Here is a 22,580-nt window from a genome sequence, read left to right on the forward strand (position 1 = left end):
CTTCCGGAACGCTCACGCGGACCGGGAGACGGCCGCCTCGAAGGCCGTGGCGCCGTCCCTGCGGACCAGGGCCGCGTACCGTCCGTCCCGGGCGAGCAGCTCCTCGTGCGTCCCGCGCTCCGCGATCCGCCCCTCCTCCAGGACGACGATCTGGTCGGCGTCGCGGACGGTGGAGAGCCGGTGGGCGATGGTGATCGTGGTGCGGCCCGCCGACAGGGCGTCGATGGCCTGCTGCACGGCGTGCTCGGTCCGGGTGTCCAGGGCGCTGGTCGCCTCGTCGAGGATCAGCACGGGCGGGTCGCGCAGGATGGTGCGCGCGATGGCGAGGCGCTGCTTCTCGCCGCCCGAGAAGCGGTAGCCGCGCTCGCCGACCAGGGTGTCGTAGCCGTCCGGGAGCGAGGCGATGTGGTCGTGGATCTGGGCGGCGCGGGCGGCGGCCTCGATCTCCTCGTCGGTGGCGTCCGGCTTGGCGAAGCGGAGGTTGTCGGCGACGGAGGCGTGGAAGAGGTACGTCTCCTGCGAGACGACGCCGACCGCGCGGGCGAGGGTGTCGAAGTCCAGGTCGCGCACGTCGACCCCGTCGAGGGTGACGCGCCCGTCGGTGACGTCGTACAGCCGGGGCACCAGGTAGCTGAGGGTGGACTTGCCGGAGCCGGTCGGGCCGACGACGGCCAGGCTGCCGCCGGCGGGGACGGTCAGGTCGACGGCGTCCAGGGTCGGGCGGCCGGGGGCGCCGGGCTCGTAGCGGAATCCGACCTTCTCGAAGGAGACCTCGCCGCGGACCTCCGGCAGCCGGACCGGCTCGGCGGGCTCGGTGATGTCGACGGGCAGGTCGAGGTATTCGAAGATGCGCTGGAAGAGCGCGAGGGAGGTCTGCATCTGCACGCCGGTGGAGAGCAGGCTGACGGCGGGCCGGAAGAGGCCCTGCTGGAGCGAGACGAAGGCGACGAGCGTGCCGAGGGAGATCGTGGTGCCGGCCGGTCCGGTCGTCAGTCCGGCGACCCAGTAGATCAGGGCGGGCATGGCGGCCATGACGATGCCGATGACGGACATCCGCCAGCGCCCGGCCATGGAGGAGCGCACCTCCAGGTCGACCAGGCGCTCGGACTCCTCGGCGAAGGCCCTGGTCAGCGAGTCGGAGCGACCCATGGTGCGGCCGAGCAGGATGCCGCTGACCGAGAGGGACTCGGTGACGGTGGCGGCCATGGCGGCCATCTGCTTCTGGCGCCGGGTGGTGATCCGCTTGCGCTCGCGGCCGACGCGGCGGCTGATCCAGACGAAGACCGGCAGCAGGAGCAGCGAGACGAGGGTGAGCCGCCAGTCGAGGGCGAGCATGGCGACGACGGTCGCGACGACGGCGGTGAGGTTGGAGACGAGGGAGGTGGCCGTGGAGGTCACGGTCGCCTGCATCCCGCCGATGTCGTTGGCGATGCGAGACTGGACCTCGCCGGTACGCGTGCGCGTGAAGAAGGCGAGCGGCATCCGCTGGAGCTGCTCGTAGACCGCGGTGCGCAGGTCGTGCATGACGCGCTGGCCGACGGTGGTCGAGATCAGGGTCTGGAGGACGCCGAAGACGCTGGTCAGGACAGCGGTGACGATCATGCCGAGGGCGAGCAGGGTGAGCAGGCCGGTGCGGCCCTGGGGGATCGCGACGTCCAGGATCTCCCTGAGGAGGAACGGCGAGGCGACCGTGACGAGCGAGGCGGCGCCGACCAGGAGGCCGACGAGCGCCAGGCGCGCGCGGTAGGGCCGGAAGAGCCGCAGGATGCGCCGCACCTGGGCGGGCTCCTTCGGTTCTCCGGGGTCACGGGGCGGGGGCGTCCATTCGGGCGGGTCGTGGGGGCGCATGGGCTCCTTCGGGGGTGCGGTGTCGATCAGAGCATAGGTCACTGTTACCTATACTCACAATGAACGGCGTCCTGATATTGTTCCCGTCATGAGCACTACCGACCGTACGAGTGATCCGGACGCTCCCGACCGCACGAACGGAGCGGACGGGACGGACCGCGCGGACGAGACGTGCGGGATGGGCGAGACGAACGGGACGGACGGGACGGGCGAGGTCCGTGTCCCCGGCCGCACCGGCGGGCCGCGCGCCTCCGACGCCGACGGGCTCCTCGCCGAGCAGCTGCTCCGGCTCACCCGCCGGCTGCACCGCATCCAGAAGCGCCATCTGGAGCCGGTCGGCATCACCCCCGCGCAGTCCCGGCTCCTGCGCACGGTCGCCGCCTTCGTGGAGCCGCCCCGGATGGCCGACCTCGCGGCCCGTCTGGAGGTCGTCCCCAGGGCGGTGACCAGCCTCGTCGACGGCCTGGAGGCGGCCGGCCGGGTGCGCAGGGCACCCGACCCGGACAACCGCCGGGTGATCCGGATCGAGCTCACCGACGCGGGCCGCGCCACGCTGCGGGAGCTGCGCAGCGCGCGCCGGGCCGCCGCGGAGGACATCCTTGCTCCATTGACCGCCGAACAGCGCGAGGTGCTCGGGGGCCTGCTGACCGCCCTGGTCGACCCCGGCCCGGAGGGCGGCCGCTGACCTCCCGGGGACGGGATCGCGCCGAAGGGGAGCCGTGCCATGCCGCTGCTGGAACCCGACCCGCAGGCCCTCCGTCCCGGCCGGGAACGGACCCCGGCCCCGGACCGGGTCCCGGAGCTGCACGCCAAGGGGACCTCGCGCCGGCTGCGCGAGGAGCTGACCGGGATCCTCGGCCCCGGGAAGGTGCTCGGAAGGATCTCCGACCTGGTCCGCTACGCCTCGGACGCGAGCCCCTACCGCTTCGTCCCGCAGGTCGTCGTGGTCGCCGAGGACCTGGACGACGTCTCCGCCGTCCTGTCGTACGCGCACGGCAAGGGCCGCGAGGTGGTCTTCCGGGCCGCCGGGACCAGCCTCAACGGGCAGGCACAGGGCGAGGACGTCCTGGTGGACGTGCGCCGCCACTGGGCCGGCGTCGAGGTCCTGGACGGCGGCGCCCGCGCCCGGATCCGCCCCGGCACCACCGTCGTCCGGGCCAACGCGGCGCTCGCCCCGTACGGGCGGATCCTCGGCCCCGACCCCGCGAGCGCCATCGCCTGCACGATCGGCGGCGTCGTCGCCAACAACGCCTCGGGCATGACGGCCGGGACGACCCGCAACTCGTACCGGACCGTCGCCTCGCTCACCGCCGTCCTGCCGAGCGGCACCGTGGTCGACACCGCCGGCCCGGACGCCGACGAGGAGCTGGCGCGCGCCGAGCCGGCGCTCTGCGCGGAGCTGCTGGCGCTGAAGGCCGAGATCGAGGCGGACGCCGAACTGACCGCCCGCATCCGGGCCAAGTACACCCTCAAGAACACCAACGGCTACCGGCTCGACGCCTTCCTCGACGGGGACACCCCGGTCGAGATCCTGCGGGGCCTCATGGTGGGCTCCGAGGGCACCCTCGGCTTCCTCTCCGAGGTCGTCTTCGACACCCTGCCGCTGGACCGCGAGGTCTCCACGGCCCTGCTCTTCTTCCCCTCGCTCCCGGCCGCCGCCGCTGCCGTGCCGCCGTTCAACGACGCCGGGGCGATCGCCGTCGAGCTGATGGACGGCAACACGCTGCGGGCCTCGGTCAGCGTGGCGGGCGTGCCCGCCGACTGGGCGGAGCTGCCGAAGGACACCACCGCGCTCCTGGTCGAGTTCCGGGCCCCGGACACCGCCGCCCTGGAGGCGTACGAGCGGGCGGCGGACGCGGTCCTGACCGGGCTCGACCTGGTCGCCCCGGTGGCGTCCGTGGAGAACGCGTTCACCCGCGACCCGAAGCGGATCGGCGGCTACTGGAAGGCCCGCAAGGCGTTCGTGACGGCGGTCGGCGGCTCGCGCCCCTCCGGCACCACCCTGATCACCGAGGACTTCGCGGTGCCGCCGGCCCGGCTCGCGGAGGCCTGCGCCGCGCTGCTCGACCTCCAGGCCCGGCACGGCTTCGACGCGGCCGTGGCCGGTCACGCGGCCCACGGCAACCTCCACTTCCTGCTCGCCTTCGACGCGGCCGACCCGGCCGACGTCGAGCGGTACGCGGCCTTCATGGACGAGTTCTGCAAGCTGACCGTGGAGCGCTTCGACGGCTCCCTGAAGGCCGAGCACGCCACCGGCCGCAACATCGCGCCCTTCCTGGAGCTGGAATGGGGGACGCGGGCGACCGAGCTGATGTGGCGGATCAAGGAGGCCTTCGACCCGGCCGGGGTGCTGGCCCCGAGGATCATCCTGGACCGCGACCCGCAGGCCCATCTGCGCGGCCTGAAGACGATCCCGGCCGTGGAGCGGATCGCCGACCCCTGCATCGAGTGCGGCTTCTGCGAACCGACCTGCCCCAGCCACGACCTGACGACCACTCCGCGCCAGCGGATCGTGCTGCGCCGGGAGATGCTGCGGCAGAACGACGGCTCGCCGGTCGAGACCCGGCTCCTGGAGGAGTACGGGTACGACGCCGTCGACACCTGCGCCGGTGACTCCACCTGCAAGCTGGCCTGTCCGGTCGGCATCGACACGGGCGCCCTCATGAAGGAGTTCCGGCACGAGCGGCACTCGCCGGGCGAGGAGCGGATCGCCGCCCTGACCGCGAAGAACTTCCGGGCCGTGGAGGCCTCCGCGCGGCTCGCGGTCGCCGCCGCCGACCGGATCGGCGACCGGGTCGTGGAGTCGGTGACCGGTCTCGCCCGCCGGGCCGTCCGCCCCGACCTCGTACCGGAGTGGCTGCCGGAGGTCCCCGGAGCGGCCCGGCGCCGGCTGCCCCGTACCCACCGCCCGGCGGCGGTCGCCGTCTACTACCCGGCCTGCGTGAACCGGATCTTCGGCGATCCGGACGGCGAGCCCGGCCCCTCGCTGCCGGAGGCCGTCGTCGCGGTGTCGGCGCGGGCCGGGCGGCCGGTGTGGATCCCGGACGACGTGGCCGGCACCTGCTGCGCGACGATCTGGCACTCCAAGGGGTACGAGCGGGGCAACGAGGTGATGGCGAACCGGATCGTCGAGGCGGCCTGGGGGTGGACGGCGGGCGGACGGCTGCCGCTCGTGGTGGACGCCTCCTCGTGCACGCTCGGCATCGCGCACGAGGTGGTGCCGTACCTGACGGAGGAGAACCGGGAGCTGCACGCCGGACTCACGGTGGTGGACTCGCTCGTGTGGGCAGCGGACGAGCTGCTCCCCCGGCTCGACGTGCGCCGCCGGGTCGGCTCCGCCGTCGTCCATCCGACGTGCTCGATGCGGCACCTGGGCGACGAGGACCGGCTGACCGAACTGGCCGGTGCCTGCGCGGAGGAGGTCGTCGTCCCCGCCGACGCGGGCTGCTGCGCCTTCGCGGGCGACCGGGGGATGCTGCACCCGGAGCTGACGGCGTCGGCGACGGCCCGGGAGGCGGCCGAGGTCACGTCCCGGCCGTTCGACGCGCACCTCTCGGCCAACCGGATGTGCGAGATCGGGATGGACCGGGCGACGGGCCGGACCTATCTGTCGGCGCTGATCGCCCTGGAGCGGGCCACCCGCCCCTGACCCCCCGTCAAACCCCTTGCGTTCCCCGGTCAGCAGGGCCCCTCACCCCGGACGGTGAGGGGCCCTTCGTCCGTTCGGGTGAGGTGCGCAGGCGGGTACGGCTCCGCGCGGGGTCCGGAACAGTACAGTCCGATCATCCGTCTGCCCGTGTCCCGCCGGCGCCCCCACGGGCCGCCGGCCGCCGGGGCCAGGGTCCTGTGCGGGATTCGCGCGACAGCCGTGCACACAGCTCCGGGAGGTTCCGTGAACGAGCAGACCCCGCCCACCCCGAGCCGCCGCAAGGTCCTCAGGACCACGGCGGGAGCGGCCGGAGCGGGCCTCGGCCTCGCCGCCGGAACGGGAACCGCCCGGGCCGTCGCGCCCGCCGGGCCCGCTCCGGCCGCCGTCCCCGCGCCCGCCGCCCCGGTGGCGCCCGGACGCCGGAGCGCCACCATGGCCGGCGTCCCCTTCCCCGGCCGCTCGACGGTGCGGATCGGTCTGGTCGGCCTCGGCAACCGCGGCGGCTCCATGCTCGGCCTCTATCTGTCCCTGCCCTGGGTGCGGGTGGTCGCCGTCTGCGATCCGGTGCGGGAGAAGGCCGAGAAGGCCGCCGCGAAGGTCGTGGCCGCCGGACAGCCGGCCCCCGCCCTGTACACCAAGGGCGAGGAGGACCACGCGAACCTCTGCGCCCGCACCGACCTCGACTTCGTGTACGTGGCGACCCCCTGGGACAGCCACTTCGCGATCGCCCGGACCGCGATGCTGAACGGCAAGCACGTCGGCGTGGAGTGTCCGGTCGCGATGCGGCTCGACGAGCTGTGGGAGCTGGTCGACCTGTCGGAGCGGACCCGGCGGCACTGTATGCAGCTGGAGAACTGCTGCTACGGCCGGACCGAGATGCGGGTCCTGCGGATGGCGCACGCGGGCAAGTTCGGCACGCTGCTGCACGGGGCGGGGGCGTACAACCACGACCTGCGGTCCCTGATGTTCTCGCCGACGTACTACGAGGGGCCCTGGCGCCGGCTGTGGCACACCCGGCTGCGCGGCGACCTCTACCCCAACCACGGCTTCGGTCCGGTCGCCGCCTACATGGACATCAACCGGGGCGACCGGGCGGTGAGCATCAGCAGCTTCGGCACCCCGGCCCTCGGGCTGGCCGAGTACCGGGAGGAGCACGTGCCGTCCGGCGACCCGAGCTGGAAGGAGACGTACGTCGGGAGCGACCGCACGGTCAGCGTGGTCCAGACCGCCAAGGGCCGGGTGATCCGCCTGGAGCACGACGTGTCCACCCCGCACCCGTACAGCAGGGTCAACAGCCTCGGCGGGACGCGCGGGGTCTTCGAGGACTACCCGGCCCGGGTCTACATCGAGCCGGACCACACGGACGACCGGTGGGGGGACTTCTCGGCCTACGCCGCCGAGTTCGACCACTGGCTCTGGAAGGAGCACGCCAATCCGCCGGGCGGGCACGGCGGGATGGACTACATCATGGTCTACCGCCTGATGCAGTGCATGAGGCTCGGCCTGCCCCCGGACTTCGACGTGTACGACGCCGCCACCTGGACGGCCCCGGTACCCCTCAGCCACGCCTCGATCAAGGCGGGCGGGGCCCCACAGGAGATCCCGGACTTCACACGCGGGGAGTGGCAGCGGACCCGCCCGGGACTGGACTCGGTGAAGCCGACCTGAGGAACATGGCCGCGCCCGGCTCCCGTGAGCGAGGGGGCCGGGTAGGGGATGTGGCTTCTGAGCACTTGACCGCATGTTCGGGTCCTGCCGGGGCGCATGGCGGGGCCCGCTCTTCCAAGGAACGCCGAGCGCATTCCCTGGAGGAACAGACATCGTGTTTCCCGAAGTCACAGCACTCGCGCTCTGATGCGGAATATTCACGTTGTCCCGGATCCGAACAACGAACCCGTTCCGGCGGGGACACGTTCGCCACGATGGTGAGAAGGCGTGCCGAATCATGTGCAGTCGGTCTTGCCCTCCAGCAGCTCCAACGCCTCCTCCCACCGGAAGCGGTCCGCTCCCCCGCCCGCCTTCGGCCGGTGCGGCTCGTACGACCCGACCCTCACGCCCATCTCCCGCAGCCGCTCCAGGCTCCGCCCGTACGCCGGGTACGCGGCCATGGCGGCGTTCACGTACGGCAGCACAGCCGTCGGGATCCCCATTCCGTACGCCTCGCACAGGATGCCCAGCGCGAGGGTGTCGGCAATGCCGGCGGCCCACTTGTTGACGGTGTTGAACGTGGCCGGCGCGACGGCGATGGCGTCGGCGGGCGGGAGCGGACGCGCGTCGCCCGGTCTGCGCCACGCCGAGCGGATCGGAAAGCCGGTCTGGGCCTCGACCGCCTCGGTGTCAAGGAAGCCGAGTCCCTGCGGTGTCGCGACGACTCCGACGCCCCAGCCCCGCTCCTGCGCCTCGGTGATCAGCTTGTGGGCGTCGCCCGCGATGCCGGCGGCGCAGACGACGACGTAGAGGAAGGGCTTCCTCGGGTGGTCGTTCACCGCCCGTCTCCCCCGCCGGCAGTCAGGAGACTTGCGGCTTCTTCGGCACAGCCCCACGAGAGCGTGACGCCGGCACCTCCGTGCCCGTAGTTATGCAAGATTACGGTGCCCCCCTCCACCCACTCTGCTTCCACGCGGACCCGGGCTCGGGTCGGTCTGGCACCAATCCGGTGCTCCAGAACGCGGGCCCCAGCAAGGCGGGGTTCGACGGCGGCGCAGCGGGCCAGGATGCTGGCCGCCGCCGTGTCGTCGGGGGCGAGGTGACCTTCACTGTCAATGGCTGTGCCACCCAGGACGACGGTATCGCCGTGGGGGTAGAAGCACAGGAGGTCCGGGGAGAGGCCGGTGTCCTCGGAGAAGAAATCGGTCAATCCCGGGTTGGTGACGACGACGTGCTGTCCGCGGATGGGACGAAGGTCAGGGTCTAGGAGCAGATTCCTCGCACCAAGGCCCGTGCAGTTGACGATCACGGGAGTGGGCGCGGCGTCTGCGAGCGAGGCAAGGCGCCGCCGCTCGATCGTTCCTCCAGCGGTGTCGAGCCGACGCAGAAGGTAGGCAAGGTAGACGGGCATGTCGATCAGCGGCACCGTGAACCGGTAACCGGCCGAAAACCCTGCCGGCAGTTCGGCCGGCTCGCACGGTCGGAAGCCGGGCAGTGCGGTGGCCCAGTCCGGTGGAGCCTCGGCCGTACGGGACGCCTCGATGCCGCTGGTGAGCCGGACGCCCGTGGACGGGTCCTCGGCCAGCTTCCGAAAGATCTCCAGCGACCTTTGTCCCCACTGGTCGACCTTGTCCTTCGGCTCGACCAGGTACGGCCCCCACATCGCCCCGGCCGCCAGCGAGGTGACACCCGGCACCTGCTCGGCGACCACGTGCACCGAGACTCCGGCCTCGGCGAGAACGACAGCGGTGGTGAGCCCTGCCACCCCGGCCCCGACAACGACAACGCGCTCCCCTGCGATCATGATCCTGACCCTAACGACCGGGTTGCGTCGACGGGGCGTGTTCGGCGAGGGCGTGCTCCAGGACTGGCAGGAAGCTGCGCACGTGGGCGTTGCGCTGTCGGCGGCGCAGGTCTGCGGCGAGCTGGTGGAGCAGGGCCTCGCTGCGAGGCGAGCGCACGACGTCGAGGCGGTCAGCGACGATCTGGCCGACCTCGCAGGCGACCTCCAGGTCACCATGGGCGCTGTGGCCCAGGGCCAGCCAGGCCCCTTCGAACATGGCCCTGCGCTGGCTGGGATCGCCGCGCGGGACGCCGTACGCCCCGGACCGGAGCGTCTCCGCCCCCTGGGCGAGGAGGCGCCGTCCCCTCGTGCCGCCGTCCGCCTTCAGCTGGGCGCGGCCCATCTGGATGAGGCCGTAACCGGCCTGGCAGTCCAGGTGGTTGTCGGTGAGGAAGTACATCCATCGGGGTTCCTCTCGGCCGCCGTCCCGGCTGGCGATCAGTTCGCGAGCGGCCCCGCGGGCGTGGGCGAAGTCGTTGTCGCGGCCGGCGGTGGCGTACGCGTACGCGAGCCGGGACAGGACGGATGCCCGGACGACCGGCGGGGCGGCGTCGCTGGCGCGGCGGGCGGCCTCGCCGAGGGCGATGGCGTCTGCCGGGTGGCCCCGGCTGGCCGCCTGGAAGGAGAGGTCACCGAGGATGTGGGCGCAGAGGGGCAAGTCGTTGACCTGGTGTGCTGCCCGCAACGCAGTGGCGAAGTAGCGCTGCGCCAGACCGTGGTCGGCGGCGTCGAAGGCCATCCAGCCAGCCAGCTGGCCGATCTCCGCGAGCGCGCGGATGAGGCGGCTCGCGACGGCGGGAACATGACCGCCTTCGCGGATCAGCAGGCCGACCGCGCGGAACTGTGCACCCACATAGGGGAGATGACGTGCTCCACCGTGCTCGTCATCGAGGGCGGAGAGCATGGGAAGGTGCTGTTCGACTTGGTCCACGAGCGGATCGGCACCTGCGGACGGCGTGATCCTGGGCGCGTACTGGCCGCGCCCCGCGGTGCCGTCGAGGTACTGGGCGACGATCGCGAGGAGCCCCGCGCCCGAGATCGCGAGGAACCGGCGTCGGTCGACGAGCCCTCCCATCACCCAGTCCTCCACGATCGCCTCCATGCCCTGCACGGTCCAGGGCCGTGCGAGATCCGTGTCGGCCGGAACGAGCGCCGAGGAGTCGCCCACGCGGCCCTGCCAGAGTTCGGCCACCGAGACAGGTCTACCCAGTTCCTGGGAGAGCACGTAGGCGGCCATCATCGGTAACGGCGAGCGCGGCAGTGAACCGGCGTCCCGCCAGTGATACGGCGCCGACTCGGCCACCGTCCCCGCTCCGAAAACCCTGTTGAGCTTGCGAGCGAGCGCCTTCGGGCTCCACCCGAGTTCGTCAAGGCACCCAGCCAGTACGGCATTGGGTTCCCCTGCCTGCGGTGCCACGTGCGACCACCTCTTGCCCCAGTGGTTCGTCCATCATTTCTCGCGCTCCCTCATGGTGACGCCCATGGGCGGCCGTTTCACCTTCTTCTCAAGGAAGTTGACCGAGTTGACCCGTTGATCGGGTCCTGCGTGGCCGGCCTCCTCCGGTGTTCTTGGATCCCGGCGGAAGGCACCGCCTTCGGTGCCGACGGAGAAAGGGGTGGGCCTTGAGACACCGCACGAGCACCTCCCGAAGCCGTCCTGGCAGTGTGCTGGAGCGAGACGTCGTACAGTCGGCCTCCGTCGCCAGGCAGGACGACTTCGGCAGCGCCGGCACGACCTCACTGATCACGGATCTGCCGTACGGGCCGAAGGCAGCCGAGATCGCCCGGGAGGCTGTGGCGGTCGCCCTACACGGCGCCGAGGCGGACCTCCTCGATGACGCCCGGCTGATCACGTCCGAGCTCGCGACGAACGCCTTCGCCTCGGGCAGCCCGCCCCTTGTCCTGTGCGTCGACCGCACGACACCGACCACAGGTGGCCTGGAGGTTGAGATCACCGTCACCGACGGCGGCTGCTCCCACTCCCCGCCGTCCTCCCCTCCAGTTCCCGAGGAGGAGGCCGAATCGGGACGAGGGCTGGTCATCGTCGAGGCCCTGGCCGATGCCTGGTCGCTGACGACTGGCGCCCATGGCACCCGCGCCTGGTGCCGACTCACACGAGAGCCCAGCCCGTCGACCGCCAGCACCTGACGCCCACGCCCGCGCTCCCCCTCTTCGAAGGAGGCACCACACGGTGCGCATCGACCATGCCACTCCACCGCCCCCGCCCACGGCCGCTGTACCGGCGGCAGTTCGCCGGCCCCGTGTCGTCGTCGCCCTCCACGAGGGCTTCTACGGCGCGGCGTCGGGCACCGGCTTCAGTAACCGGGCCTTCCTCACGGCCCTGGCCCGCCTGCTGCCGCCTGGCTGCCTCTCCGTGATCACCCCGCGCGTGCCGGAGACGGCAGGAGCCCACGATCGGCGGTGGGCCGACGAGGTCCAGCAGATGTTGCGGCAGGCCGAGGCCGACGTCGTCACGATCCCGGAGGTCCAGGCGGCGCCGGACTCGATCCACGGTTCCACACAGCTGTGCGATCTGGCAGGCGAAGCGGCCATACGCATCGCTGATCGAGCGAGCCGGTGCCTCCTCATCGGCCTCGACGTCCCGTTCCTCGGGCTGGCCCCCTACACCTCGCCGACCACGGATCTGCTGCTCGTACCCCGCTCCACGACCGCGCTGACAAGGCCCAAGGACATGTCCCGCGTCCGCTGGGAGCGGGACGCACTGCGGGCAGCGACCGTCCGAGGCGGGCGGATCGGTGCCATCTCCTCCCACATGCGGGGCCACCTCGTCGTCAGTTACGCCGTCCCGCGAGGAAGCATCGTCAGCGTCCCGAACGGGCTGATTCAGGAAGAGATGGCCCCGCCCACGAGCGCACCGCCCCTGCCCTTCAAGGCCCGCGCCGGCTTCCTTCTCGCCATGGGCCGTGCCGTGCCGACGAAGGGCTTCGACGACCTCCTGGAAGCGCTGCGCATCCTCAAGGAGCGCGGGGTCCGCGCTCCGCACCTGGTCCTGGCGGCGGTGGCCTCGGACGAACACGAGCGCCCGACCTCGTACCAGGAGGACCTGGCGGCGCGCATCCGGGCGTACGGCCTGGACGCGACTCTGATCACCCGCTTCACCCCCGCGATCCGCGCCTGGCTGCACAACCCGGCCCTGCGTGCGGTTGTCGTTCCTTCGCGGGAGGAGCCCTTCGGTCGCATCCCTCTGGAGGCGTTCGCGGCCGGAGCGGGCCCGGTGGTGGCGACCACGGCCGGCGGGCTGGTCCAGACCGTCGTCGAGGGCGAGACCGGCTTCACCGCCGCACCCCGTGACGCCAGGTCCCTGGCCTCCGCGCTCCACCGCGCCCTGACCGTCCTGCCTCGCGAACGCGACCGGCTTCGGAGCGCAGGGGCGGCCCTGGTGCGCTCGCGCCACGACTACGAGGCCAGCATCGGTTCCGTCATCGAACGCATCGCCCCTTGGGCTCTGGTGCCGGCGTCCAGCGCGAAGGGCCGAGCGCGATGAACCGGCCGGTGGTCTTGATCAGACTGGAGTCCCCGCACTCCTTCTGGCGATTGTCCGCCGAGCACGAGCGCGCGCTGCTGGCCGCCTTCCCTGGTGTCGAGTTCCGTACGGCGAGCGAGGAGGCCGTGCCGCATCAGCTGGCCGAGGCGAACGTCTACTTCGGCTGGGTGTTCAAGCCGTCGTGGCTGTTCGGTGCGCCTCATCTGAGGTGGATCGCCTCCCCGGCCGCCGGCACCGACCATCTGCCCGTCGCCGAGGCCCACTCCGTCGGGGTGGCTCTGACTCGCTCGTACGGGTTCCACGGCAGGCCCATGGCCGAGCACGCCATGGGGATGGTCCTGGGCTTCTCCCGCGGGTTGTTCATGAGCCAGCTCGCCCAGCGGAACCGGACCTGGTGGAAGGACGACTTGGCCGAGGAGTTCTTCGACCTCGCGGGGGCAACGATGACCATCGTCGGCTGCGGCAGTATCGGCGGACACCTCGCTCGTGCGGCCCGCTCCTTCGGGATGGATGTCATCGGCGTACGGCGGACGCCGCCGGTGGCCGCCGAGGGCGGGATCACGTGGATGCACACGTCGGCGGTGCACCAGGCGGTCGCCGTCGCCGACGTGGTGGTCGATCTGCTGCCCGCCACCCGGGCCACGGACCGCTTCTTCGACCACGACCTCTTCACGGCGTTCAAGCCCAGGTCCCTCTTCCTCAACCTCGGCCGCGCGTCGACCGTCGACCAGGCTGCCCTCCTGGCCTCCCTCAACACCGGCCACCTTCGCGGCGCCGCATTGGACGTCTTCGACCCGAAACCGCTGCCCGCCCGCCATCCGCTGCGGCTCCACCCCCGGGTCGTCCTCACGCCGAAGAGCTCCACTCTCAGCCGCACGTACATGAACGAGGCGGTCGCGTTCTTCGCTGACAACCTGCGCCGCTACCTCACCGGCCAGCCGCTCAACGGTCTGGCCGAAGTGCCCGCTGCCCGTTCTCCCCTCGTAGGAGGCTGACCGATGCCCGCCACACGACACCGCGACCTGGCCGCCGCCTTCGCCGCGACCGGCCGCAACCACCCCTACCTGGCCTTCACCCTGAACTCGCTCTGCAACCTCGACTGTGTGTTCTGCAAGCCCCGCTGCATGCCGGACTACGGGCACAAGGACCGTCCCCTGGCCGCCTCCGACTACGCGGCTATCGCCGTCGAGGCCGGCGCCTGGAAGATCAAGAAGGCGCACTGCTCCGGCGGCGAACCGACTCTCCGGGCGGACATCCTCGACGTGATCGCGGGCCTGGCCGACGGTCTCGGGACCGGTGCCGCGATCGGCATGACCAGCCACGGCAACCTGCGCCGCGGCCTGAGCGTCGAACAGCTCCACCGCGCCGGCCTGACGTACCTCAACCTCAGCCTCCACAGCCTCGCCCCCGACCGATCCGCCGAGATCATGGGCGGCGGCGACCCGCGCATCACCCGGCGCACCCTCGACACCGCCCTCTCCCTCGGCCTGCGCGTGAAGATCAACTGCGTTCTCCAGCGCACCTATCTGGACGACGCCTTCGCCGTCGCCGAGCTCGCCCGCGACCTGCCCATCGCCGTCCGGCTGATCGAACTCCAGAACATCGGCCCCGCCCAGGCGCTCTTCGACACCGAGTTCATCAGCGAGGCCGAGGTCCGAGACCGTCTCCACGAGTGGTTCGCGAACGCCGGCGAGGTCTGCAGGGACGAGCTCGGGGTCCGCAGCCCCGGGCAGTACCTCCGCCCGGACGGCTGGGCGGGCTCGATCGGCTTCATCTCCAACTCCAGCTGCGCCACCTGCTCCGACGCCAACCGCATCAAGATCACGCCCACGGGCGTCGCCCGCCCCTGCATCCTCCACAATCGTGACATCCCCCTGAAGCCCCACCTCACCGAAGGTACCCTCGGCGACGCCTTCGCCCACCTCTTCCAGGCCATGCTCGACCGCAACGCCAACGACGCCTGGCAGGGCTTCCACTACGTCGACTACGACCTTCGCTGGGACCGGATGGAGCGTCCCGAGGGCGCCCCCGTACTGCCCGTACTGCCTCTGCTCACCACGGACGCGGCCCGGCCCGCCTGCGCCCGCGCCTCCTCGGGGGAACGGTGATGATGGTGGTCAAAGCGCCGTCCCTCTACCTGGGGCTCGGAGCGCTGTACGAACGCGAGCTGGACGCCCACGGCATCGGCGCGGTGATGCTCACACACAAGTGGCAGCCGGCCGACCTGCTGGCTCCCCACTCCGACATCGATGTCCGGGTTCTCCTCCCCCAGGCCCCTGCGGACTGGGAGGAGTGGAACCACCGCCTGGCCGCTGCGCACACCGCCGCAGTCGGTCGGGGGGTATCCCACCGACGCCTCCTCGAGCACCCGCCCGGCTTCGCGTTCACCATGGCCGAGGCGGACGGACGGCTCGTCTCCGCGCCCGAGCTCGCGACCTGGTCGCTGATCAGCGGGAGCCCCCGGGACTTCCAGCGCTGGAAGTCCCGCGCCCAGATGGCGTCGTGGTGCGACGTCGACGAGCGGTTCTACAGGGGCATCCTCCACGGGCGACTGAGCGGCCGGTACCAGCTGGCGGCGGACAGCACCGACAACGTGGCGGAGGACATCGTCTCGTACCGACGCCACTGCGTGGCCTGGCACTACCTGGCCCCGTGCTGGTTCGCCGCCGCCGCGCTCGCGACGCGGACCCGCTGCCCCGGCAAGACGGCTGCGCTCACTCAGTGGCGGCCGGAGGGGCTGGACGGGTACGCCGAGCTGTTCCTCGGGCACGCCGAAGATCGACCCGATGTCCGTCCGCGGAGTCCGCGGCACCTGCTCCGCACGGCCCATGTCGCCCTGGAAGCTGCGATGCGCCGCGTTCCCGCCGCGGGGCCCGCCGGTCAGAGCGACAAGCACGTCCATACCGACTGGGTGATGACCGCCGGGATGCTCCGCGTCCGTGTCGCCCGCTGGCTCTACTACCTCAACCCGCCACCCGGCGTGGCGACCGACTATCTGATCCGGCGCGAGGCGAAGGAACTCCGAACTGCCGCGCACGCCCTGAACGTGCTCGCGGCCGACGAGGCCACTTCCACCCAGCGGCTGGCCGCCCGGATGGCGGCGCTGATCCCCACCGGCCCGACCACCGCCGGCACCCTGCGCTCGACCCTCTCGCTCTGGCACCGGCAGAAGTCCACCGTGCAGGACTTCCTCAGCCTCACCCCCGGTGACGTCCATCCCTGACCCAAGGAGTCCCCGCCATGCCCGCGCGTGCACCCCTGCCCCGCATCCTGAAGACGGCCAAGGTCAAGATCACGACGAAGTGCAACCGGTCCTGCGACTTCTGCATTTTCGCCGACGGCGCCCAGGGCGAGAACATGTCCCTGGAGCTGTTCTCCACCATCCTGGCCCGGCTGGAGATCATCCCGTTCCAGCAGCTGCACATCAACGGCGGCGAGCCCACTGTGCACCGGGACTTCCCCGCCCTCAGCGAGGCGGCCCGCACCCGGCTGCCGGACAAGGTCATGGTCCTGGGCACGAACGCCATCACCCTGGCCCGCAACAAGCGGATTATGGAGGCCACCCTCCGCTCGTACGACCAGATCCTCATCGGCTGCGACGACGAGCACGAGAACTACGACGAGGTGCACGTCGTGGTGCCCCGCCTCCGCGAGGCGGGCAAGACCGTGGTCATCAACAGCGTCCTGGAAGGCATCAGTTCCTCCCGCCTCACGCAGCTCGCGAGGCTGTGCGACAGGCACGGCGCCATCCACGTCACCAACCACGTGCACCACGTCGATATCGGCCAGCCGGCGAACGAGCTGCGCGGCATCTGCGACCGCTACCTCGACCAGCACCTGATGATCGAGATGGACGGGTCCTGCTACCGCTGCTTCAACGCCATGGCGAAGGACGACAGCGAATTCAGCATCTGGGACGAGGACTTCGCGGCCAAGGTGTTCGCGCCCCGAGGCCACCACTTCCGGTTCTGCCTGCGCTGCCACGAGTACACCGACTCCGGCGCCGCCCTCCTCCCCACCTCGGCCCTCGCCGTCTGACCCAGACCGGAGGTACACGACCATGCCCGCAGTCCTCGGACTGAACTTCCACCACGACACCAGCGCCGCCTTACTCGTCGACGGCCGCCTCTACGCGGCCGAGGAGGAACGCTGGAGCGGCGTCAAGCACAACCACCCCACCCGCAAGGGCACGCTCACCGCCCCGACCCGCGCGCTCCAGTGGTGCCTGGAGGCCGCCGGCCTCGAGCCGCAGGACATCGACGCCGTCTGGGCCGCCTCCATGCGCCCCAACCCCGCCGCCGGCTGGTGGCTGGCCGAGGAGCGCGACGAACTCGCCGCCCTCCTGCCCGCCCCGCTCGGCAAACACCTCCGCCTCCTCTCCCACCACACGGCCCACGTGCTCTCCGGCTACCTGCTCTCCGGTCACGAGCACGCGGCGGGCCTCGTCATCGACGCGGGCGGCTCCTCCCTCGGCTCCGACTTCGGCCCTGGCCGCGAGCGAATCACCGGGTACGACCTGCGGCCCGATCGCATCGACCGCCTCCACCAGGGCATGCCGATCGTCATGCCCGGCCAGGCCGGCCCCCGGCGCGTTCACTCCTCCCTCGGGCACTTCTACCGGAACCTCGCGCAGCGCGTGATCCCGCCCGGCAACGAGCCCGAGGGCAGCATGATGGCGCTCGCGGCGTTCGGCGACCCTCAGCGCTACGGAGCGCAGATCAGCGAGCTGGTCCGGCTCGGCGACGACGGCGAGGTCCGCATCGACCCTCCCTGGGGCTCGGCGGACAGCAGTACACCGCTGCTGCTCGCGGGCCGGGCCTGGACCGCCGACAACGTCGCCGAGCAGCCGGCCCATGAGCGGGCCGATCTAGCCGCCGCCGTCCAGGAGGTCTTCGCCGAGTCCGTCGTCCACATCGCCCGTCACCTGCAACGGCTGACCAGGGCATCGACGTTGGTGTTCTCCGGCGGATGCGCCCTGAACTCCCACCTCAACGGCCAGCTGGCCGCCGACAGCGGCTTCGACACCCTGTTCGTGGCCCCAGCCCCGCATGACGCGGGCACCGCCGTCGGCGCCGCGCTCTACGGCTGGCACTACCAGCTCGGGCAGGAGCGCCTTCCGGTGCCGATCGACGCGGCCTGGGGCCCGCACCCGGGCACCGTGCCAACGACGGCGGTGCCACCCGGATACCGCGCGCTGACCGACCTCGGGCCGGGTCTGGCGCCCACGGTAGCCGCGCTCCTCGCGGAGCACCGCATCGTCGGCTGGGTACAGGGACAGCTCGAATTCGGCCCGCGAGCCCTCGGCCATCGCTCGATCCTCGCTCACCCCGGCCACACCGCCACGCGCGACCGGCTCAACGCGATCAAGAAGCGAGCTATGTACCGCCCCTTCGCTCCGGCGGTCCTCGCCGAGCACGCCACGGAGTGGTTCATGTCGTCGGGCGACCCCTTCATGAACCGTGTCGCCCGCGTCCGCCGATGCCGAGCGGACCGCATCCCCGCGGTCACCCACCACGACGGCACCGCCCGAGTCCAGTCCGTCGCCCCCGACCACCAGGGCCTGTACGAACTCCTGGAGCAGTTCCACGAGCGCACCGGACTGCCGCTGCTGCTGAACACCTCCTTCAACCGTAAGGGCACCCCGATCCTGCGGACCGCCGAACAGGCCGTGGCAGCGGCGGCAGACCTCGGCCTCGACGCCCTGGCGATCGGCGACATCCTGCTCCTCGCCGACCACGTGCCCGACCCCCGAGCCACAGCCCTCCGTACGAGGTGAAGCGGATGAACCTCATCGGCCTGGACCACGTCCTGACCGTCCTCGGCGCCGCCGCCTGGAGCACGGAAGAGCAGTCCCGCGCCCGCGTCGCCGGCGCCCTCGCCGTCACCATTTACGACGGCCACACCCGCGACCAGGGCACGCCCTACTTGGAACACCCGCTCGCCATCATCACGCTGCTCGCGACCGAGATTAGGGTCAGCCAGGTCGAAACTCTCCTCCTCGCCCTCCTCCACGACGCCCTTGAGGTGGCCCCCGAATCGGAGGCGCTGCTCGTCCAGCATCTCGGCGTCCCGTTCACCGGCCGTCTGCGTGCGATGACGGCCGACCACCGCCTCGAACGGCGCCCCAAGGCCGCCGGTGACGAGACCCGCTGGCGCTTCAAGCAAGCCGCGCTCCCGCCCGAAGATCTCCTCGTCCGGCTCGCCGACCGCCTCCACAACCTGCGCGATCTCGCCGCCTCGCCCAACGTCGACCGGCGTCGGCGGTTCCTCCAGAGCCTGGAGGACTTCTACCTCCCGCTCGCCGACGCCGCCCGCGGCCTCAGCCCCCACCTGGCGGTCATGCGCTCACTGCTCCACGCCGAGTACGTCCGACACCAACAGGAGGTACGTCTGTGAAGCGGGTCGTCTACTCGATGGAGCCGATCGGCCGGACCGGCGGCCGGGTCTACCTGCGGATGCTCCACGAGGCGACGGCCGACGACGTGGAGTGGCGCACGGTCCCGGACCACAAGCGCACCTACCGTGCCCGCCGCTGGCGCAAGCTCCGTCACCTCGCCCGCCTGGCCCCGGCCATCCGGGCGCTCGACAGCACCACCGGCACCTTCATGTGGGACGACCTGAGCCTGTTGCTCTTCACGCCAGAGATGCGGGCCCGCACGGTATTTCTCCTGCACCACTACGAGCCGCTGCAGCACGACTCCGCCCCTGTCGAGGCCATGCTCTGGGAGCGCCTATTCCGAGTACTGCCCCAGTGCGCCGCCGTGGTCTGCGTCGCCCCGTACTGGGCCGGCTTCCTCCAGGCCCGAGGCGTCCGCAACGTACGGGTGATCTACAACGCCTTCGACATGGCGGAGGTCGAGCGGGCCCGCGGCTTCGACCGGACCGAGTGCCGCGCAGAGTTCGGTCTGTCGCCGGACGTGATCGGGGTGTACGCGGGCAAGGCCGTGCACTGGAAGGGCACCGAGGAGGTCTCGGCGGACCTGGCTGGCTCCCCCGGGCTGCGGGTGATCACCAGCGGCAGCAACACCATCGGCTTCGACGGCGCCCACTACGACGTGGAACGCGAGCGGTACCTGCGGTTGCTGTGCGCGTGCGACGTCGGCGTCTTCCTCCCCCAGATGCGGGAGGGCTGGAGCCGCTGCGCGGCCGAGGCCCTGCTGCTCGGCCTGCCCTGCCTGATCCGCCCGGTGGCCGGCCTGGGCGACCTCGCCACGCTGACCGGCCAGCCGGCCCCGGACCTCCGCCGCCTGCCGGCGCAGGTCCGGGAACGCGCGGCGGCGCGCCAGACCGAGGCCAAGGCCGCGTACGAGGCCCTGGCCCGGTTCGATCTGAACTACTTCGGCAACGCCTGGGGCGACCTTCTCTCGAAGGTCGCCTGACCGGCGCTACGCCTGCGTGACGGCCAGCTTCTTGGCCACCGCGTCCAGACGGGCCAGCACACAGTCCCGGCCGAGCAGCTCCATGGACTCGAACAGCGGGAGTCCGATCGTGCGGCCGGTGACCGCGACCCGGATGGGCGCCTGGGCCTTGCCCAGCTTGAGGCCATGCTTCTCGCCGACGGCAAGCAGGACGGCCTTCAGGTCATCCGCCTTCCAGTCCGCGACGGTGGCCAGCTCGGCACGGGCGTCGGACAGGATGTCGCCGGCGCCGACCTTCATCGCCTTGTTCCACGACGCCTCGTCCTCTACCGGCTCGTCGAGGAACAGGAAGTCCACGTAGCTGGTGATCTCCGACAGCAGCGCCAAGCGGGTCTGGGCCAGCGGGGCCGCCACCTCAAAGAGATCCTTGTCGAACGCATCCGGCGCCCACGGCGCGTACGGGGCGACGAGCCACGGCGCGCAGGCGTTGGCGAACTGCTCCGGCGAGAGTGCGCGAATGTAGTCGCCGTTGAACGCCGTCAGCTTCTTCACGTCGAAGAACGCTGGCGCGGTGTTGACGTCCTCGATCCGGAAGAGCTGCTCCAGCTCCTCGTACGGCATGATCTCGCGGTCGTCACCAGGACCCCAGCCGAGGAGCATGAGGTAGTTCACCATCGCCTCGGGCAGGAAGCCCTCGGCGAGGTAGTCCTCCAGCGCGACCTTGTCGCGGCGCTTGGACAGCTTCTGCCGCTTCTCGTTCACGATCACCGGCAGGTGCGCCCACACCGGCGGCTTCGCGCCGAGCGCCTCCCACAGCAGCTGCTGCTTCGGCGTGTTCGACAGGTGCTCCTCGCCACGGATGACCTGCGTGATGCCCTCGTCCAGGTCGTCGACGACGTTGGCGATCAGGAAGACCGGGGACCCGTCACCACGGGCGATCACGAAGTCCTCGATGGCGCTGTTCGGGAACGCCGGCTCCCCGCGGATCAGGTCGACCACGACGGTCTCGCCCTCGTCCGGCGTCCGGAACCGCAGTGCCCGGCCCTCCTCGAAGGCCAGCCCCCGCTCCCGGCAGAACCCGTCGTACCCGAGGTGGTCCGACCCGGTGCGTTCCTTCAGCTGCTCCCGGGTGCAGTCGCAGTAGTACGCCCGGCCGGCCGTGAAGAGCTGCTGGGCCGCCTCGCGATGCCGGTCGGCGTTGTGCGACTGGAAGTACGGTCCTTCGAAGGCCGCGTCCTCGCCGTGGATGCCGATCGCCGCGAGCGCGTTGATGATCCCGTCGATCCACTCCGGCTTGTTCCGGGCCGCGTCGGTGTCCTCAATCCGCAGGACGAACGTACCGCCGGACTGTCGCGCCACGGCCCAATTGTAGAGAGCGGACCGAGCACCACCGACATGGAACATGCCGGTCGGGGACGGGGCGAAACGAACGCGAACCGGGACAGTAGACATGCGCTCCAGGGTACCGACGCCAGACACCCACCCGGACCACTCCGCCTGCCCCCGCCGCACATCGTTTTCCGGCAGTCCTCTGCTTGTACTCGTGCAGCTGCTGCCTACGGCACCGGCTTCACGTCATCGTTGTGGCGATTCCGCACAGCCACTCCTCGCCGCTTTCCTGCTGCCGCAGTCCCAGATAGACAGCATCCCGTATGGGTGCCGATCGGCCAACGGCTGGCAAGAAAATTCCGATCACCGTAACTTGCCACCGGCCAGCTCGTTCATGGGAGTGGTCGCCTAGTGACGGCCAAGGTCCAGCTCTGGTGGCCCGTGACCACATGGAGCGTCCACGACCCGAAGACGCCTCGCGGCATCACTCCGGCCGAGTCGACATGTTTTGCCCGATAGGCGGCGGGTCACGGGAAACCGGCGCCGGATGGGAATGCACATGTCACGCCATCAAGCCGAGAAGAACGCCACTCGGTCACGCCAAAAGGCGACAGGTCAGTCGTACCAGGCGGCGCTCGTGAGCCTTCGTAACGAGCGGATCGACCATCGCGAGAAGGTGACGAGCGCCCCGCCTTCGGGCCCGACCGCCGACGGCCCCGTGCCCGCCGAGCTCGCAGGACTCGTCCGCTTCCACGCCGACAGTGTCTGCCGCTACCTCAACGATGCGATCCATCGCGCCCGCTACACGAGCCTGCCCTTCTACGACTGGCAGCGGATGACTCTCTGCCACCTCACCGACGCTCTTGAGCACCTCCACCTCCTCATCGGCACGATCGCGGCCTACCTGCAGGAGCACCACGTAAGCGCCGCGCGCATCCGGTCCCATCTGCAAGTGAACGACGAGAAGGCAGTCGCGGCGTTTATCACACCCAGCGCTCTATCCCACCTCTGCGGACTCACCGGCAAGCCGGCCGAAGGGCAACAATCCAGCGTGTGGCACAGCGTCGGCGTGTCCATCGCAACGGGGAGCGGCTGGTCGTGCGCCGAGCAGGAAGACGCACTCGAAGTTTTGCTCGCTGCCCTCTACGCGAATTACCCCGATGACGAGGAAGCCTTTGACAATCTGCCGGCGCCGCTGAAGGAGCGAGCCCTGGCCCTGACCGGACAAATCCGAGCCTGGAGGATGGAAGCCCCACAGGATCTAACGTAGCCGCCCGAATAGCACTCGTTCGGCTCCACCCGACCCCGTCCGGACGGAGTCCGAGGCCATCCACGCTATCCCCCAGCGCGTCCGTGAAGGACGCGCTGGGGCGCGCCCGGCGGTTCAGGATCAGCTCGCCA

Annotated in this window: 18 protein-coding genes; 13 read left to right on the top strand and 5 right to left on the bottom strand. The window is 71.1% G+C overall.

Annotated features, from left to right (window positions below; all coding sequences use genetic code 11):
• Positions 1 to 12: 12 nt before the first annotated feature.
• Positions 13 to 1,848: an ABC transporter ATP-binding protein gene (locus ACIQVI_RS21890; protein WP_351972266.1), complete on the bottom strand. Its 1,836-nt coding sequence runs from the start codon at positions 1,846 to 1,848 to the stop codon at positions 13 to 15.
• Between the two features lie 88 nt (positions 1,849 to 1,936).
• Between ACIQVI_RS21890 and ACIQVI_RS21895 the strand changes: the two genes are divergently transcribed.
• The 3 genes from ACIQVI_RS21895 to ACIQVI_RS21905 all read left to right on the top strand — a co-directional run bounded on the left by ACIQVI_RS21895 (position 1,937) and on the right by ACIQVI_RS21905 (position 7,165).
• A complete protein-coding gene (locus tag ACIQVI_RS21895; RefSeq protein WP_403598284.1) occupies positions 1,937 to 2,533 on the top strand; it encodes a MarR family winged helix-turn-helix transcriptional regulator in 597 nt (198 codons plus the stop codon).
• A 39-nt stretch (positions 2,534 to 2,572) separates the two neighbouring features.
• Complete coding sequence (locus ACIQVI_RS21900) at positions 2,573 to 5,497, top strand: FAD-binding and (Fe-S)-binding domain-containing protein (RefSeq protein WP_403598287.1); 2,925 nt, start codon at positions 2,573 to 2,575, stop codon at positions 5,495 to 5,497.
• Between the two features lie 243 nt (positions 5,498 to 5,740).
• On the top strand, positions 5,741 to 7,165 hold the full coding sequence (locus ACIQVI_RS21905; RefSeq protein ID WP_403598289.1) for a Gfo/Idh/MocA family protein: 1,425 nt from the start codon (positions 5,741 to 5,743) through the stop codon (positions 7,163 to 7,165).
• Positions 7,166 to 7,440: 275 nt separating this feature from the next.
• Here the strand turns inward: ACIQVI_RS21905 and ACIQVI_RS21910 are convergent, their stop codons facing one another.
• Genes ACIQVI_RS21910 through ACIQVI_RS21920 form a run of 3 tightly spaced genes read right to left on the bottom strand, consistent with a single transcriptional unit; the run spans position 7,441 to position 10,404 of the window.
• Positions 7,441 to 7,983, bottom strand: a complete 543-nt coding sequence (locus tag ACIQVI_RS21910) for a flavoprotein (RefSeq protein ID WP_403598292.1) — start codon at positions 7,981 to 7,983, stop codon at positions 7,441 to 7,443.
• On the bottom strand, positions 7,980 to 8,948 hold the full coding sequence (locus tag ACIQVI_RS21915; RefSeq protein WP_403598295.1) for an FAD-dependent oxidoreductase: 969 nt from the start codon (positions 8,946 to 8,948) through the stop codon (positions 7,980 to 7,982). The genes ACIQVI_RS21910 and ACIQVI_RS21915 overlap by 4 nt, the downstream gene beginning before the upstream one ends.
• A gap of 10 nt (positions 8,949 to 8,958) precedes the next feature.
• Entirely contained in the window at positions 8,959 to 10,404 is a 1,446-nt protein-coding gene (locus ACIQVI_RS21920; RefSeq protein ID WP_403598298.1) for a carph-isopro domain-containing protein, read from the bottom strand.
• Positions 10,405 to 10,652: 248 nt separating this feature from the next.
• On the opposite strand from ACIQVI_RS21920, the gene ACIQVI_RS21925 reads away from it, so the two are divergent.
• Genes ACIQVI_RS21925 through ACIQVI_RS21965 form a run of 9 tightly spaced genes read left to right on the top strand, consistent with a single transcriptional unit; the run spans position 10,653 to position 19,871 of the window.
• Positions 10,653 to 11,135 carry an ATP-binding protein gene (locus ACIQVI_RS21925; RefSeq protein ID WP_403598301.1) on the top strand — a complete coding sequence of 161 codons (483 nt, stop codon included), beginning with the start codon at positions 10,653 to 10,655 and terminating at the stop codon, positions 11,133 to 11,135.
• Positions 11,136 to 11,178: 43 nt separating this feature from the next.
• Positions 11,179 to 12,492: a glycosyltransferase family 4 protein gene (locus ACIQVI_RS21930; protein WP_403598304.1), complete on the top strand. Its 1,314-nt coding sequence runs from the start codon at positions 11,179 to 11,181 to the stop codon at positions 12,490 to 12,492.
• Positions 12,489 to 13,487: a D-2-hydroxyacid dehydrogenase gene (locus ACIQVI_RS21935; protein WP_403598307.1), complete on the top strand. Its 999-nt coding sequence runs from the start codon at positions 12,489 to 12,491 to the stop codon at positions 13,485 to 13,487. The genes ACIQVI_RS21930 and ACIQVI_RS21935 overlap by 4 nt, the downstream gene beginning before the upstream one ends.
• Positions 13,488 to 13,490: 3 nt before the next feature.
• On the top strand, positions 13,491 to 14,600 hold the full coding sequence (locus tag ACIQVI_RS21940; protein ID WP_403598310.1) for a radical SAM protein: 1,110 nt from the start codon (positions 13,491 to 13,493) through the stop codon (positions 14,598 to 14,600).
• Entirely contained in the window at positions 14,600 to 15,715 is a 1,116-nt protein-coding gene (locus ACIQVI_RS21945; RefSeq protein WP_403598313.1) for a hypothetical protein, read from the top strand. Before ACIQVI_RS21940 ends, ACIQVI_RS21945 begins: the two co-directional genes overlap by 1 nt.
• Positions 15,716 to 15,732: 17 nt before the next feature.
• Positions 15,733 to 16,530, top strand: a complete 798-nt coding sequence (locus ACIQVI_RS21950; protein ID WP_403598315.1) for a radical SAM protein — start codon at positions 15,733 to 15,735, stop codon at positions 16,528 to 16,530.
• A gap of 22 nt (positions 16,531 to 16,552) precedes the next feature.
• Positions 16,553 to 18,268 (top strand): carbamoyltransferase C-terminal domain-containing protein, encoded by a 1,716-nt coding sequence (locus tag ACIQVI_RS21955; protein WP_403598318.1) that lies wholly within the window; start codon positions 16,553 to 16,555, stop codon positions 18,266 to 18,268.
• Positions 18,269 to 18,273: 5 nt separating this feature from the next.
• Entirely contained in the window at positions 18,274 to 18,888 is a 615-nt protein-coding gene (locus tag ACIQVI_RS21960; RefSeq protein ID WP_403598321.1) for an HD domain-containing protein, read from the top strand.
• A complete protein-coding gene (locus ACIQVI_RS21965) occupies positions 18,885 to 19,871 on the top strand; it encodes a glycosyltransferase (protein WP_403598324.1) in 987 nt (328 codons plus the stop codon). The genes ACIQVI_RS21960 and ACIQVI_RS21965 overlap by 4 nt, the downstream gene beginning before the upstream one ends.
• Before the next feature lie 6 nt (positions 19,872 to 19,877).
• Here the strand turns inward: ACIQVI_RS21965 and gltX are convergent, their stop codons facing one another.
• A complete protein-coding gene (gltX, locus tag ACIQVI_RS21970; RefSeq protein ID WP_403598766.1) occupies positions 19,878 to 21,254 on the bottom strand; it encodes a glutamate--tRNA ligase in 1,377 nt (458 codons plus the stop codon).
• Between the two features lie 484 nt (positions 21,255 to 21,738).
• Here gltX and ACIQVI_RS21975 point away from each other — a divergent pair, with 484 nt between their 5' ends.
• Positions 21,739 to 22,449: a hypothetical protein gene (locus tag ACIQVI_RS21975; protein ID WP_403598328.1), complete on the top strand. Its 711-nt coding sequence runs from the start codon at positions 21,739 to 21,741 to the stop codon at positions 22,447 to 22,449.
• The last annotated feature ends 131 nt before the right edge of the window (positions 22,450 to 22,580 follow it).

The organism is Streptomyces sp. NPDC098101 (assembly GCF_044760185.1).
Lineage (GTDB): Bacteria > Actinomycetota > Actinomycetes > Streptomycetales > Streptomycetaceae > Streptomyces.